16 protein-coding genes are annotated in these 15,542 nt (G+C 37.8%); 15 read left to right on the forward strand and 1 reads right to left on the reverse strand.

Features of this window, described 5'->3' with window-relative positions; all coding sequences use genetic code 11:
- Positions 1–4: 4 nt before the first annotated feature.
- The 15 genes from uvrA (at position 5) to CO726_RS09615 (ending at position 14,579) form a co-directional block, all read left to right on the forward strand.
- Entirely contained in the window at positions 5–2,881 is a 2,877-nt protein-coding gene (gene uvrA / locus CO726_RS09545) for an excinuclease ABC subunit UvrA (protein ID WP_099684092.1), read from the forward strand.
- Between the two features lie 59 nt (positions 2,882–2,940).
- On the forward strand, positions 2,941–3,387 hold the full coding sequence (locus CO726_RS09550; protein ID WP_099684093.1) for a DUF4275 family protein: 447 nt from the start codon (positions 2,941–2,943) through the stop codon (positions 3,385–3,387).
- Positions 3,388–3,502: 115 nt separating this feature from the next.
- Positions 3,503–3,883: a phage holin family protein gene (locus tag CO726_RS09555; RefSeq protein WP_001267308.1), complete on the forward strand. Its 381-nt coding sequence runs from the start codon at positions 3,503–3,505 to the stop codon at positions 3,881–3,883.
- Between the two features lie 156 nt (positions 3,884–4,039).
- Positions 4,040–4,969: an HPr(Ser) kinase/phosphatase gene (gene hprK, locus CO726_RS09560; protein ID WP_099684094.1), complete on the forward strand. Its 930-nt coding sequence runs from the start codon at positions 4,040–4,042 to the stop codon at positions 4,967–4,969.
- Between the two features lie 24 nt (positions 4,970–4,993).
- Positions 4,994–5,806 carry a prolipoprotein diacylglyceryl transferase gene (gene lgt / locus CO726_RS09565; protein WP_099684095.1) on the forward strand — a complete coding sequence of 271 codons (813 nt, stop codon included), beginning with the start codon at positions 4,994–4,996 and terminating at the stop codon, positions 5,804–5,806.
- A 67-nt stretch (positions 5,807–5,873) separates the two neighbouring features.
- Complete coding sequence (gene ppaX, locus CO726_RS09570) at positions 5,874–6,524, forward strand: pyrophosphatase PpaX (RefSeq protein WP_098758966.1); 651 nt, start codon at positions 5,874–5,876, stop codon at positions 6,522–6,524.
- Positions 6,525–6,547: 23 nt separating this feature from the next.
- The gene (locus CO726_RS09575; RefSeq protein ID WP_099684096.1) at positions 6,548–7,060 is read left to right on the forward strand and encodes an acyltransferase; all 513 of its coding nucleotides are present in this window, start codon (positions 6,548–6,550) and stop codon (positions 7,058–7,060) included.
- Between the two features lie 139 nt (positions 7,061–7,199).
- Positions 7,200–8,711 carry a tetratricopeptide repeat protein gene (locus CO726_RS09580; protein ID WP_099684097.1) on the forward strand — a complete coding sequence of 504 codons (1,512 nt, stop codon included), beginning with the start codon at positions 7,200–7,202 and terminating at the stop codon, positions 8,709–8,711.
- A gap of 85 nt (positions 8,712–8,796) precedes the next feature.
- A complete protein-coding gene (gene trxB, locus CO726_RS09585) occupies positions 8,797–9,753 on the forward strand; it encodes a thioredoxin-disulfide reductase (RefSeq protein ID WP_136699504.1) in 957 nt (318 codons plus the stop codon).
- A gap of 162 nt (positions 9,754–9,915) precedes the next feature.
- Entirely contained in the window at positions 9,916–10,722 is an 807-nt protein-coding gene (locus tag CO726_RS09590; protein WP_099684099.1) for a DUF368 domain-containing protein, read from the forward strand.
- A gap of 227 nt (positions 10,723–10,949) precedes the next feature.
- On the forward strand, positions 10,950–11,408 hold the full coding sequence (locus CO726_RS09595; protein WP_001190080.1) for an NUDIX hydrolase: 459 nt from the start codon (positions 10,950–10,952) through the stop codon (positions 11,406–11,408).
- Between the two features lie 20 nt (positions 11,409–11,428).
- Complete coding sequence (gene rapZ, locus CO726_RS09600) at positions 11,429–12,310, forward strand: RNase adapter RapZ (RefSeq protein WP_000138465.1); 882 nt, start codon at positions 11,429–11,431, stop codon at positions 12,308–12,310.
- A gap of 3 nt (positions 12,311–12,313) precedes the next feature.
- The gene (locus CO726_RS09605; protein ID WP_098758971.1) at positions 12,314–13,267 is read left to right on the forward strand and encodes a gluconeogenesis factor YvcK family protein; all 954 of its coding nucleotides are present in this window, start codon (positions 12,314–12,316) and stop codon (positions 13,265–13,267) included.
- A gap of 89 nt (positions 13,268–13,356) precedes the next feature.
- Positions 13,357–14,307, forward strand: coding sequence for a DNA-binding protein WhiA (gene whiA, locus CO726_RS09610; RefSeq protein ID WP_098758972.1), 951 nt, complete (start codon positions 13,357–13,359; stop codon positions 14,305–14,307).
- A 23-nt stretch (positions 14,308–14,330) separates the two neighbouring features.
- Positions 14,331–14,579 carry an HPr family phosphocarrier protein gene (locus CO726_RS09615; protein WP_098329401.1) on the forward strand — a complete coding sequence of 83 codons (249 nt, stop codon included), beginning with the start codon at positions 14,331–14,333 and terminating at the stop codon, positions 14,577–14,579.
- 350 nt (positions 14,580–14,929) lie between these two features.
- Here the strand turns inward: CO726_RS09615 and clpP are convergent, their stop codons facing one another.
- Entirely contained in the window at positions 14,930–15,511 is a 582-nt protein-coding gene (gene clpP, locus CO726_RS09620; RefSeq protein ID WP_001049162.1) for an ATP-dependent Clp endopeptidase proteolytic subunit ClpP, read from the reverse strand.
- Positions 15,512–15,542: the final 31 nt, after the last annotated feature.

Here is a 15,542-nt window from a genome sequence, read left to right on the forward strand (position 1 = left end):
AAGAGTGAGTAAGAGCAAGGATTTTATTGTTGTAAAAGGTGCTAGAGCACATAACTTAAAAAATATTGATGTAACCATTCCGAGAAATCAGCTTGTTGTTGTGACGGGATTGTCTGGTTCAGGGAAATCATCATTAGCATTTGATACGATTTATGCAGAAGGGCAGCGCAGATACGTAGAATCGTTATCTGCGTATGCACGTCAGTTTTTAGGGCAAATGGATAAACCGGATGTGGATACGATTGAAGGTTTATCTCCAGCAATTTCAATCGATCAAAAAACGACGAGTCGTAACCCACGTTCAACTGTTGGAACGGTGACGGAGATTTATGATTACTTACGTTTATTATTTGCGCGAATTGGTACGCCAATTTGTCCGAATCATGGAATTGAAATTACATCACAAACAGTAGAGCAGATGGTAGACCGCGTTCTTGAATATCCGGAACGTACGAAATTACAAGTGTTAGCCCCTATCGTGTCAGGACGTAAAGGTGCACATGTGAAAGTGCTTGAAGATATTAAGAAGCAAGGTTATGTTCGTGTACGTGTTGATGGTGAAATGCTTGATGTGTCTGATGAGATTACGTTAGATAAAAATAAGAAGCATTCTATTGAAGTTGTAATTGACCGTATTGTTGTAAAAGAAGGAATCGCAAGCCGCCTTGCTGATTCACTTGAAAGTGCATTAAAACTTGGCGGGGGTCGAGTGTTAATTGATGTTATGGGAGAAGAGGAACTTCTGTTTAGTGAACATCACGCTTGTCCGCATTGTGGTTTTTCAATCGGAGAATTAGAACCGCGTATGTTCTCATTCAATAGTCCGTTCGGTGCATGTCCTTCTTGTGATGGGCTCGGTTCAAAGTTAGAGGTAGATTTAGAACTTGTTATTCCGAACTGGGATTTATCATTAAATGAACATGCGATTGCCCCTTGGGAACCGACAAGCTCACAATACTACCCACAGCTTTTACAATCTGTATGTAATCACTACGGCGTTGATATGGATATACCTGTGAAAGATATACCGAAAGATTTATTTGATAAAGTGTTGTATGGAAGCGGTGAAGAGAAAGTTTATTTCCGCTATGTAAATGAATTTGGCCAAGTAAAGGAAAATGAGATTTTATTTGAAGGTGTTATTCCGAATATTGAACGTCGTTATCGTGAAACGAGTTCCGATTACATTCGTGAGCAAATGGAAAAGTATATGGCAGAGCAAGCTTGTCCGAAGTGTAAAGGCGGACGTTTAAAACCTGAGAGTTTAGCTGTTTTCGTTGGGGATAAAACGATTGCTGATGTAACGAAATATTCTGTGCAAGAAGTACAGGAATTCTTCTCAAATGTGGAGCTAACAGAGAAACAACAAAAAATTGCTCATTTAATTTTAAGAGAAATTCAGGAGCGCGTTGGGTTCTTAGTAAACGTTGGTTTAGATTATTTAACGTTAAGTCGTGCTGCAGGAACTTTATCAGGTGGTGAGGCGCAGCGTATTCGTTTAGCGACACAAATTGGTTCGCGTCTTACTGGCGTACTTTACATTCTTGACGAGCCTTCTATCGGTTTGCATCAACGCGATAATGATCGTCTTATTCGTACATTGCAAGAAATGCGTGATTTAGGTAATACGTTAATTGTTGTTGAGCATGATGAAGATACGATGATGGCAGCTGACTATTTACTTGATATCGGACCTGGCGCAGGTATTCACGGTGGACAAGTTGTATCAGCAGGTACACCAGCTGAAGTGATGCAAGATGAGAATTCGCTAACAGGGAAGTATTTAAGCGGTAAAGAGTTTATTCCGGTTCCACTTGAAAGACGTAAAGGTGACGGACGTAAAGTGGAAATTGTCGGTGCAAAAGAGAATAACTTAAAGAACGCGAAAATGTCATTCCCGCTCGGTACGTTTGTAGCGGTAACGGGTGTATCTGGATCAGGTAAAAGTACGATGATTAATGAAGTACTATATAAATCGTTAGCTCAAAAGTTATATAAAGCGAAAGCGAAGCCAGGTACTCATAAAGAAATTAAAGGTCTTGAACATTTAGATAAAGTAATCGATATTGATCAATCGCCAATCGGGCGTACACCACGTTCCAACCCAGCAACGTATACAGGTGTGTTCGATGATATTCGTGATGTGTTTGCCCAAACGAATGAAGCGAAAGTGCGCGGATATCAAAAAGGACGTTTCAGCTTTAATGTAAAAGGTGGACGTTGTGAAGCGTGCCGTGGTGATGGAATTATTAAAATCGAAATGCACTTCTTACCAGACGTATACGTTCCGTGTGAAGTTTGTCACGGTAAACGTTACAACCGTGAAACGTTAGAAGTGAAGTATAAAGATAAAAACATTTCGGAAGTGTTAGGGATGACAATTGAAGATGGAGTAGAGTTCTTCGCTAATATCCCAAAAATTAAGCGTAAACTTCAAACGCTTGTAGATGTAGGGCTTGGTTATATGAAATTAGGGCAACCAGCTACGACGTTATCTGGTGGTGAAGCGCAGCGTGTGAAATTAGCTTCTGAATTACACCGTCGTTCTACAGGACGTACACTATACATTTTAGACGAGCCAACGACTGGTTTACATGCACATGATATCGCACGTCTTCTAGAAGTGCTGCAACGTCTTGTTGAGAGCGGTGAGACAGTGCTTGTAATTGAACATAATTTAGATGTAATTAAAACAGCGGATTATATTGTTGACCTTGGGCCAGAGGGCGGAGACAAAGGTGGACAAATCGTTGCTTCCGGCACGCCAGAGCAAGTAGTGAAAGAAGAGCGTTCGTATACAGGTAAGTATTTAAAAGAGATTTTAAATCGTGATAAAGCAAGAATGAAAGAGAAAATAAAAGAAGTAGAGTTATCACAATAAATGTATTATTAAAAACCGAGTGGAAATGACACTCGGTTTTTATTGTATAGGGGGAGACGATGGAGTTTTTAAATGCTTTGAGAAAAAATATGAAGGTAAAAGAGTTCCAAAAGTGGGGTGTATGTTTTCGGAAACGCTGGGAGGATAGCTTTGCAAATCATTTAAGTAATGAAGAAAAAGAAGACATTTTCCTTTACGGAGATAAGTATGCATGTGGTTATCTATGGCACATATTTAGTTATGAGAAAAAGAAGTGTTTAGAGGGGAAAGAAGCAGAGAGCGCGTTTCATAATGAAGTGAAAAAGGAGTGCTGTATCTTCTATCAACACTGTAATGATGTACTACTAATAAAAGATGCGAGTTTATTAAGTATGGATGATATATTACGTGAAACAGATGATATGTATAGAGGCGATATCTATGTTGTAGACAGAGATTTCACTTGGACTTTTGTGAAAACTCATGAACATAGATGGTGTGGCCCTTATTTCACAAGGAAATGTTAGTAGGTATACACGCATGAAAGATAGAATAAGTTGATATAAGTGTTCGTATCATACTTGCGTTTATTATCTATTAGCGTATGATGAAATATATATGTTTAAAAGGATGTGTAAGAAAATGAGATGGATTGTATCACTTCTTGTAAATAGCGTTGTGTTAATCGCTGTATCGGGACTTTTAAAAGGGATTGCACCAGACGCGTTTTACGTAGCAAATATACAAACTGCAATTATTGCGAGTATTATCTTGGCTGTTTTAAATGTGTTCGTAAAACCGTTTTTAATTTTAATTACGCTACCAATTACTGTTGTAACTTTCGGGTTCTTCTTAATTGTGATTAATGCAATTACGTTAAAAATAGCAGATTCATTATTAGGAGATGCATTTAATATATCAGGATTCGGTGTAGCGATTGTTGCGGCAATTTGTATTTCAATTTTTAATATGATTATTGAAAAGGCAATTGTGGAACCTTTATATGAAAAAAAGAGAAAATGACAAAAAGAAAAACATTTCATGATGTGTATGAAATGTTTTTTTCTATTTATTAGAAACCGTATTTCTTGTTTTCAGAAAAAAATGGTACAATATCCGGTAGAATGGAATTTTACATCAAATGAGACTGAACCCGCAGCGGAGTGGAGGTTTATACATATGCCGAAAGTAAGGACAAAAGATTTAATTGAACAATTTCAATTGGAGTTAATAAGTGGTGAAGAAGGAATTCATCGTCCGATTGATACAAGTGATTTATCACGACCTGGAATTGAAATGGCAGGATTTTTTACATATTATCCAGCTGATCGCGTGCAGCTTCTTGGAAAGACGGAGCTGACGTTCTTTGACACGTTAACGTTAGAGCAAAAACAAGAGAGAATGAAAGCGCTTTGTACTGAGGAGACGCCATGTATTATTATAACTCGTAATCAAGATGTACCAGATGAGTTACTGCAAGCATCACGTGAATCCGGCATGCCTTTATTACGTTCTTCTCAAACGACAACAAGATTATCAAGTCGTTTAACAAACTATTTAGAAGGTAAGTTAGCGCCAACAACTGCCGTTCATGGTGTGTTAGTAGATATTTACGGCGTTGGTGTTTTAATTACAGGTCAAAGTGGTGTCGGTAAAAGTGAGACAGCTCTTGAGCTTGTAAAACGTGGTCACCGCCTTGTTGCGGATGATAGTGTAGAAATTCGCCAAGAAGATGAAGACACATTAGTAGGAAGCTCGCCAGATTTAATTGAGCATTTATTAGAAATTCGTGGTCTAGGAATTATTAACGTTATGACGTTATTCGGTGCAGGGGCAGTTCGAAATTATAAGCGTATTACGCTTGTTATTAATCTTGAAATTTGGGATCAAAAGAAAAATTATGATCGCTTAGGTCTTGATGAAGAGAAGATGAAGATTATTGATACAGAACTTACGAAGATTACACTTCCAGTTCGTCCTGGTCGAAACTTAGCTGTTATTATTGAAGTGGCAGCGATGAACTTCCGTTTAAAACGTATGGGAGTCAATGCAGCACAGCAGTTCTCAGAACGATTAATGAGTGCGATTGAGTTAGGAAATCAGGAGTAAACATTGGAGAGGGAGGTCATACATATGCTGTTAGGTTCTGTACCACAGCTTGACCGCGTAGCTATCCAACTTGGACCGTTTCCTGTTTATTGGTACGGGATCATTATCGGTACAGGTGTGTTATTAGGTCTTTGGCTAGCAACTCGCGAGGGAGAAAGGATAGGTATTCCAAAAGATACATTTGTTGACCTTGTATTAATTGCAGTACCGATTGCTATTCTATTTGCGAGAATGTACTACGTTATTTTTGAATGGGAATATTACGCGCAAAATCCGAGTCAAATTATTAATATTCGTCAAGGTGGCTTGGCGATTCATGGTGGTTTAATCGGGGCTGTTATTACAGGGATTCTTTTTGCGAAACGCCGCGGGGTTTCATTCTGGAAGTTGGCTGATATTGCTGCGCCAAGTATTTTACTAGGACAAGCAATTGGCCGATGGGGAAACTTTATGAATCAAGAGGCACACGGTGATGAAGTAACGAGACAGTTTTTAGAAAGTCTTCATTTACCGGATTTCATTATTAATCAAATGTACATTGATGGCGTGTACTATCATCCGACGTTTTTATATGAATCATTATGGAATTTTGCAGGTGTCATTTTATTACTTGCATTACGAAAAGTGAATTTACGACGCGGGGAATTATTCTTCACATATTTAATTTGGTATTCAGTAGGGCGTTTCTTCGTAGAAGGCTTACGTACAGATAGTTTAATGTTAGGACCACTTCGTATCGCACAAGTAATGTCAATTGGACTTGTTGTTATTTCTATTATTTTCATTATTGTGAGACGAAAAATGGGGCAAGCTGATAAAAGATATTTAGAAAATTAGAGAAAAGTAGCATCTTATTATAAGGTGCTGCTTCTTTCATATTCAGGAAAGCGAAAGGACTAAGGCAATGAGAATAAATACAGTGTTATTTGATTTAGATGGAACGTTAATTAATACAAACGAACTTATTATTTCTTCTTTTTTACATACGTTACATACATATTATCCAGATCAATATAAGCGTGAAGATGTATTGCCGTTTATCGGTCCATCTTTGCATGATACTTTCAGTAAGATTGATGAAAGTAAGGTTGAAGAGTTAATTACGAGTTATCGTCAATTTAACCATGATCATCATGATGAATTAGTAGAAGAATATGAAACTGTATATGAAACAGTTCAAGAGTTGAAGAAGCAAGGTTATAAAGTTGGTATTGTTACAACGAAAGCACGACAAACCGTTGAGATGGGATTAAAGTTATCAAAGCTTGATGAGTTCTTTGATGTTGTCGTAACAATTGACGATGTAGAGCATGTGAAACCACATCCAGAACCACTTCAAAAAGCGCTCGAGTTATTAGATGCGAAACCAGAAGAAGCATTGATGGTGGGGGATAATCATCATGATATTGTTGGCGGACAAAATGCGGGTACGAAAACAGCTGCGGTTTCATGGACATTGAAAGGTAGAGCGTATTTAGAGGCTTATAAGCCAGACTTTATGCTAGATAAAATGAGTGATTTATTGCCGATTTTGTCCGACATGAATCGTTCGTAAAGATCAGTAGAGGAGAGAGTTAAGTGCGACGGACAACGCGCTATCCTGTTTCAGGAGAAAATTCATTATGGAATGTGTATAAAACAGTATCTTTTTGGAAGGTAATGAAAAACTTTATTATTATTCAAATTGCGCGTTACACACCATTTTTATCCGTCAAGAATTGGTTGTACCGCACATTTTTACGGATGAAAGTCGGAAAGAAAACATCGTTTGCGCTTATGGTAATGCCGGACATTATGTTTCCAGAAAAGATAACTGTGGGAGAAAATTCAATTGTTGGATATAATACAACGCTTTTAGCACATGAATATTTAATTCGTGAATATCGACTTGGAGAGATCATCATAGGAAATGAAGTGATGATTGGAGCGAATACAACGATATTACCAGGTGTGAAAATTGGAGATGGCGCGATTGTTTCAGCTGGCACACTTGTTCATAGGGATGTACCAAGTGGTGCTTTCGTGGGTGGAAATCCAATGCGTGTTATTTATACGAAAGAAGAAATGGATGCTAGAGAAGGTGGATGTTAAAAATGTAACATTTCTTTTCTTTTTTTATGAATAAAAAGGAAATAATTGAGTATAATATACTGTTTTGTTTTTTACGGAATCGTTTATACTTATAGATAGAAGAATGTGTGAACGAAGAAAACAAAAAACTGGAGGATATATGGGGAAAAATCAAAGAATATATAAGGAGAACGGACAAGTTATCTCTTTTAATCAATTAGCGGACTTTTTTTATAAAAAAGGGATGAGGGCTTACAAAGGGCAAAAATTACAAGATGCAATTAAATATTTTCGAAGAGCGGCACAAAGTGAGAAGGAGCCGTTTATTTTATGTCAATTAGCAACAGTATTATCTGAAGCTGGTGAATATCAAGAGTCGAATCAAACCTTCTTAAAGCTAGTTAGAGCTAACCCGGAACTTGAACAATGCTATTATTTTATTGCAAATAACTATGCATATATGGGGCTATTTCAGCAGGCGAAGAAGTATGCGGAGCGCTATTTAGAGGTTACGGAAGAGAAGGAATTCGTTGAAGAGACATTAGAATTACTTGAAATTATGGAAGAAGAAGCGATGGGTGCAGAAGAAATTGAAGATGAAGATGATTTAATTGTTATGCAGGAAGAAGCGAATCGTTATATTCGTAACGGACAATTGGAAGAAGCAATTACTACATTAGAAATTGTTACGAAAGATTATCCGGAATTTTGGTCAGGGCATAATAATTTGGCCATTGCGCATTTTCAATCTGGCAATGTAGATAAGGCGCTGAAGTTAACGGAAATGATTTTAGAGAAAAACCCAGGGAATATACATGCGCTTTGTAATACGCTTATTTTTCTATATTCAATTGGAGAGCATAAACAAGTAGAAGCGTTAGCTGCTCAGTTAGTTGCAGTATATCCAATTTCATTTGAACATCGTTTGAAACTTGGAACGACACTTGCAACAATTGGTCATTTCGAGCATGCATATAAATGGTTCAAAGTATTAAAACGTCAAGGATACGAAGGAGACGTTAGTTTTTATTATTGGTTTGCATATTCTGCTTATATGGTGAAAGATCAGCAAGTAGCTGAAAAAATGTGGCAACATGTTGTAGAATTGCAGCCTGATAAAAAGGGGAAAGAGCCGTGGAATGCGTTGAATTTAGCAGATGAAGAACAAAACGTGTTATTTGAAGAATTAAGAAAATCATTTCAGCAAAGTGCGACGCTAGAGGAACAAATGCTAGCTTTATATTTAATGAATGAATTATCAATGCCGGAGAAGGTGGGATTCTTCTTTGATGTAACGCAAGCGAGGAACGGTGTTCCAATCGTATCGCAACTAGCAAAGTATTTCTTTTTACTTAATAGCCATAAGAGCATTCCAGCTGATTTACAGCAATTTGAACAATGCGCGCGAATCGCGGATGCTTTATACAATTATACGAAAAAAGATGATGAATTAATCGAAGAGTGTTTACAATTTTGGTTTTGTACGTTCATACGCTTATATACGTCTGGGGCAGTTTTTACAAATGTATACGGTTGGTCAGCTGCAGTTGAATATATCGTACGCAGTGAACAAGGAAATAAGATGACACAGTCGGAGCTCGGAGATGTATATAATGTATCTGTAGCGACTGTTCGAAAGTATGTGCAGGCTGTTAAGCGTACGCACACATAGGTAAGCAAATCATTGGGAAAAAAATGATGCTAACAGTTATAATGAGGGTAACTTAATTGTGTAGGAATGAATAGGAGTGAGTGGTGTGTCAGAAGAAAAAATTTATGATGTCATTATTATTGGTGCAGGACCAGCTGGTATGACAGCTGCAGTATATACATCTCGTGCGAATTTAAGCACATTAATGCTTGAGCGTGGTATTCCAGGTGGCCAAATGGCAAACACAGAAGATGTAGAAAACTACCCAGGTTATGAGTCTATTTTAGGACCAGACTTATCAAATAAAATGTTCGAGCATGCGAAGAAATTTGGTGCTGAATATGCATACGGTGATGTGAAAGAAGTCATCGATGGTAAAGAATACAAAACAATTATTGCTGGTAAAAAAGAATATAAAGCACGTGCAATTATCGTTGCAAGCGGTGCAGAATATAAAAAGATTGGTGTACCAGGTGAAACAGAACTTGGCGGCCGCGGTGTATCATATTGCGCAGTATGTGACGGGGCATTCTTTAAAGGAAAAGAACTTATTGTAATTGGTGGCGGTGATTCTGCTGTTGAAGAGGGTGTGTTCTTAACACGCTTCGCATCAAAGGTAACAATTGTTCACCGTCGTGACACGCTTCGTGCACAGAAAATTTTACAAGATCGTGCTTTCAATAACGAGAAAGTAGATTTCATTTGGAACCACACTATAAAAGAAATTAACGAAGCAAGTGGTAAAGTAGGAAGCGTAACACTTGTAGACGTAAACAGTGGAGAAGAGAAAGAAGTCAAAACTGACGGCGTATTCGTATACATCGGTATGTTACCACTATCAAAACCATTTGTTGAACTAGGTATTACAAATGAAAATGGTTACCTTGAAACGAACGAGCGTATGGAAACGAAAGTTCCTGGTATTTTCGCAGCTGGTGATGTTCGTGAAAAAATGCTACGTCAAATTGTAACTGCAACAGGTGATGGTAGTATTGCAGCACAAAGTGCGCAACATTATGTAGAAGAATTATTAGAAGAACTAAAAACTGTATCAGAAAAATAAGGGATCATATACCTTTTGAGAAGAAAGCTACCGATAGGAGCTTTCTTCTTTTTTTGTGAAAATGTCAAAGTTTTGTCAAAAAATATTAAGATTATAAGCTTTCTTATTGATATACTGGACTTTACGGAAAAATCACTATAAGAAATGAGGAATTTATTCAGTATGGAATGGCGTAATATATATCGTGGATTTTGTATGGGCGTTAGTGATTTAATTCCTGGTGTTAGCGGTGGTACAATCGCTGTTGTGTTAGGGATTTATGAACAATTGCTTGCGGCAATTAGTGGATTCTTTAGTCGTGAATGGAAAAAACATTTAGGGTTTTTAATTCCCCTTGCAGCTGGTGTGGCAGTAGCGTTTTTAACGTTAAGTCACGTTATTAAATATTTACTTGCAAATCATTATGAACCGACTCAATTTTTCTTCCTCGGTTTAATTATTAGTATATTACCGATGTTAATGAGGGAAGCTGATGCAAAGTCGTCGTTTAAAGGGAAGCACATTGTTTTACTAATAGTTGCGGCAATTCTTGTTGCGATCACAGCTTTCTTTAAACCAGATAAGGCAGCAGATCCAATTATGACGTTAACAATTTTAAATGCAATTGGTTTATTTTTCGCAGGATGGATGGCTAGTATGGCTATGTTGCTTCCTGGAATTAGTGGATCATTTATTTTATTAATTATTGGTGTGTATCCGACAGCAATTAATGCTTTAACTACACTGAACTTACCTTTAATCGCAGTTATCGGTGCTGGTGTTATGGTAGGGTTTGTTGTAAGTAGTAAAGGAATTAGTTTCTTATTAGATCGTTATAAAAGTATGACATTTGCGGCAATTATTGGACTTGTTATCGGCTCGATTGTAATTGTATTCCCTGGCATTCCAACTGGTGGATTTTCAATTATAAGTTCAATTCTTACCTTTATTTTAGGATTTGCGATTGTTACTTATTTCGGTAAGAAATAAGGGCTTTAATCCCCTTGACGATAAAAATCGTTAAGGGGATTTTTCATGCTATTTATTGAAAGTCTAGGCATTTACATTGCTTGTTCTCCAAAGCTTTTTTAAAATTGTTGAGTAGCATAGCTTAGGGAAAGAGGACCGGCTCCTTCGTTGTAGCAAATTGTTTTTGATAGTATAATGAAATGAGTATGCAGTGAGAAATTTGCTGCAAGTAGCTGAGGTGAAGAAACATGCAAAGAGTGACAAACTGTGTGTTAATTAGAGATAATGAAGTACTCTTACTCCAAAAACCTCGCCGAAATTGGTGGGTTGCACCAGGCGGAAAAATGGAGCGTGGTGAGACTGTAAGAGATTCCGTTGTTCGCGAGTATCGTGAAGAAACAGGTATTTATTTAAAGAACCCAGCGTTAAAGGGGGTCTTCACCTTTGTTATCCAAGAAGGTGATAAAGTTGTTTCTGAATGGATGATGTTCTCCTTTTTAGCGACAGATTTTGCAGGAGAAAACAAACTAGAGAGCGAAGAAGGCATCATTGGTTGGCATACATTTGACAAAATTGATGATTTAGCAATGGCGCCAGGAGATTATCACATTATTGATTATTTAATTAAAGGAAATGGCATAATCTACGGTACATTTGTATATACCCCAGATTTTGAATTGCTTTCATATCGATTAGATCCGAGTTAAACCGTCAAGGAGAGGATACGATGACAGAGAATAATGATATAAAAATGGTAATTATTACAGGAATGTCTGGAGCTGGAAAGACAGTAGCTTTACAAAGTTTTGAAGATTTAGGATATTTCTGTGTAGATAATTTACCACCGATGCTATTGCCGAAGTTTATTGAGCTTATGGCGGATTCAAAAGGAAAAATGAATAAAGTAGCACTTGGTGTTGATTTACGTGGCCGAGAGTTTTTCGAACATTTATGGGGAGCGCTTGATGATTTATCAGAACGTACATGGATTATTCCTCATATTTTATTCTTAGATGCGAAAGATAGCACACTTGTAACGCGCTATAAAGAAACGAGACGTTCGCATCCGCTTGCACCAACTGGTTTGCCGTTAAAGGGAATCGAAATGGAGCGTAGCTTATTAACTGATATGAAAGCACGAGCGAATATTGTGCTTGATACATCGGACTTAAAACCGAAAGAATTACGTGAAAAAATTGTTCATCTGTTTTCAACTGAAACTGAGCAAGCATTTCGTGTAAATGTTATGTCATTTGGATTTAAGTACGGTATTCCAATTGATGCAGATTTAGTATTTGATGTTCGTTTTTTACCAAATCCATACTACATTCCACATATGAAGCCATTAACAGGACTAGATGAAGAAGTTTCATCGTATGTACTGAAATTTAATGAGACGCATAAGTTCTTAGAGAAATTGACGGATCTTATCACTTTCATGCTGCCTCATTATAAAAGAGAAGGCAAGAGTCAACTTGTAATTGCAATTGGATGTACAGGTGGACAGCATCGTTCTGTTACGCTTACAGAATACCTTGGGAAACATTTGAAACCAGAGTATAGCGTTCATGTATCTCATCGTGATGTGGAGAAGAGAAAGGGCCATTAAGGGATGAAAAAAGAGAGAAAACCTAAAATTGTTATCATGGGAGGCGGTACGGGACTCTCTGTTTTATTACGAGGATTAAAACAATATCCGGTTGATATTACAGCGGTTGTTACAATCGCTGATGATGGTGGCAGTTCAGGTAGATTACGTGATGAGCTAGAAATTCCACCCCCAGGTGACATTCGTAACGTACTTGTGGCGTTATCAGATGTAGAGCCACTGGTGGAAGCTTTATTTCAGCATCGTTTCACAACGGGAGATGGGCTGAAAGGTCATGCGTTAGGAAATTTATTATTGGCGGGTATGACCTCGATTACAGGAGACTTCTTCCATGCAATTACGGAAACGAGTAAAGTGTTAAATGTTAGAGGACGTGTATTGCCGGCAGCAAACCAAAGTGCAGTACTGCATGCGGAACTAGAAGATGGAGAAATTGTAACAGGTGAATCAAAGATTCCTTATTTCGGAAAGAAGATTAACCGTGTCTTTTTAACACCAGAAGATGTGGAGCCGTTACATGAAACTTTGACTGAGATTAAACGAGCTGATTTACTTGTCTTTGGTCCAGGAAGTTTGTATACGAGTATATTACCGAATTTAGTTGTTAACAAAATCGGGGACGCTGTTCTTGCTGCAAAAGCGAAGAAGGCATATGTGTGTAATGTTATGACGCAAGCTGGTGAAACGATGGGATATACTGCGTTTGACCATGTGCAGGCGTTACATGATCATTTAGGTAAACCATTTATCGATACTGCAATTGTAAATAACCGTGATATTCCTTGTGAATTACGTCAGTTATATGAGGAAGAAATGTCGGCGCCAGTTGTAGTAGATGAAGAGCGTTTTACTAAAAACAATATTGATCTCATTCAAGATCAATTAGCGAAGTATGATGACCGTGTTGTAAGGCACGATACATTAAAATTAGCTTCTATTTTATATTCACTGTTGTAGATGCGCGTTGCCTCGTTTGAGGTAACGCTCCTCATTTCATATAGGACAAGATTTTTGTTCCACAATAATCGTATAAGGAGGTGTTGACTGTGTCATTTGCATCAGAAACAAAGAAAGAGTTGACGAACCTTGAGATGAAGGAATGCTGTGAGAAAGCAGAATTATCAGCGTTACTTCGAATGAATGGATCGCTTTCTTTTTCAAACCGTCGTCTATCTATCGATATTCAAACGGAAAATGCGGCAATTGCAAGAAGGATTTATACGCTTTTGAAAAAAGGGTATGACGTGACGGTAGAATTACTTGTTCGTAAAAAAATGCGATTGAAGAAAAATAATGTATATATCGTACGGCTTGTTGAGAAGTCTCGCGAAATATTAGCTGATCTTCATATCGTTCGAGATGACTTTTCATTTATTCGAAATATATCACAAGAATTGATTGAGAAGAAATGTTGTAAACGATCGTATTTACGCGGTGCATTTTTAGCAGGTGGTTCAGTAAATAACCCAGAAACATCATCTTATCATTTAGAGATCTTTTCGTTATATAAGGAACATAATGATGCTATATGTGAACTGATGAACGGATTTGATTTAAATAGTAAGACGTTGGAAAGAAGAAAAGGTTACATTACGTATTTGAAAGAAGCGGAAAAAATTACAGAGTTTTTAAACATTATAGGTGCCCATAATGCACTTTTAAGGTTTGAAGACATTCGAATCGTACGTGATATGCGTAATTCCGTAAATCGTTTAGTGAACTGCGAAACAGCTAATTTAAATAAAACAATTGGTGCAGCGCTAAGGCAGATTGAAAATATCCGCTATATTGATGAGACGGTAGGTCTTGATATATTGCCAGATAAGCTACGAGAAATTGCGCAACTGCGAAGAGATTATCAAGATGTAACATTGAAAGAGTTAGGTGAGATGGTATCCGGGGGGAAAATTAGTAAATCAGGTATTAATCATCGTTTGCGTAAAATCGATGATATTGCAGAGAAATTACGCGCGGGGGAAACGATAGCAAAAAAATAAGAGGTTAAAGGGGAAATGGAGCTGTGGTTCAAAAACGAGTTCAGGTTTCATTAAAAAACGGTTTACAAGCACGTCCGGCTGCGTTGTTTGTACAAGAGGCTAATCGCTTTCATGCCGATATCTTCATCGAGAAAGATGGAAAGACGGTAAATGCAAAGAGCATAATGGGGATTATGAGCTTAGCAATTGGAACTGGTAGCATGATAACAATTACAACAGAAGGTTCAGATGCAGAAGAGGCTTTAGAAGCATTAGTTGCATATGTACAGTAAAAAAGCTATCGCGAATGTGCGATAGCTTTTTGTTTTTGTTGTTTTTGGTGGGGGCGGGTATGTAGAGGGTGCGTGCTTGTCGAGGATTGTCGGTAAGTTTTGTCGAAACGTCAATATATTTGAAAAATCGCTGATATATTTAAGTGGATACTGGATGGGGTATGCATTGACAGAGGTTTGACCATAAAAAAAGCGCCCTATAATAGGGCGCTTTCGCTTTTCAGTATATCCAGCTCCAGCGGCTAGCTCTTCGTGTCTAAGAACCTTCCGCATAAGAAGGCAAAAAGCGCCTTTTATGCGAAAGAACCTTAGCCAGTCAGAGTTGAACGAGCCGCTTCCGCTTTTAGTTATTAACGATTTGTAAAGATCTTATCGATTAAACCGTATTCTAAAGCTTTTTCTGCTGTCATGAAGTTATCGCGGTCTGTGTCGCGTTGTAGTACTTCAAGTGGTTGACCTGTGCGGTCAGCAAGAATTTGGTTTAGTTTTTCACGTAAGAATAGGATGCGTTTAGCTGCGATTTCGATTTCAGTCGCCTGACCTTGTGCCCCACCAAGTGGTTGGTGAATCATTACTTCACTGTTTGGAAGTGCATAACGTTTTCCTTTTTCACCTGCTGCAAGTAAGAATGCACCCATAGATGCAGCCATACCGATACAGATTGTTGATACTTGTGGTTTAATAAACTGCATTGTATCGTAAATTGCCATACCTGCTGTGATAGAACCACCAGGGCTGTTAATGTAGATGTGAATATCTTTTTCTGGATCTTGAGATTCCAAGAATAAAAGCTGGGAAACGATTGAGTTAGCTACGTTGTCATCAATTGCGCTACCAAGCATAATGATGCGGTCTTTTAATAGTCGAGAGTAAATATCGTAAGCGCGTTCTCCACGATTTGTTTGTTCAATTACTGTAGGAATTAAATTCATCTGTTATTTCCTCCTTCTAAAGCTTTCTTAG

Origin of the sequence: Bacillus fungorum (assembly GCF_002746455.1) — a bacterium.
In the GTDB taxonomy this organism is placed as follows: Bacteria; Bacillota; Bacilli; order Bacillales; family Bacillaceae_G; genus Bacillus_A; species Bacillus_A fungorum.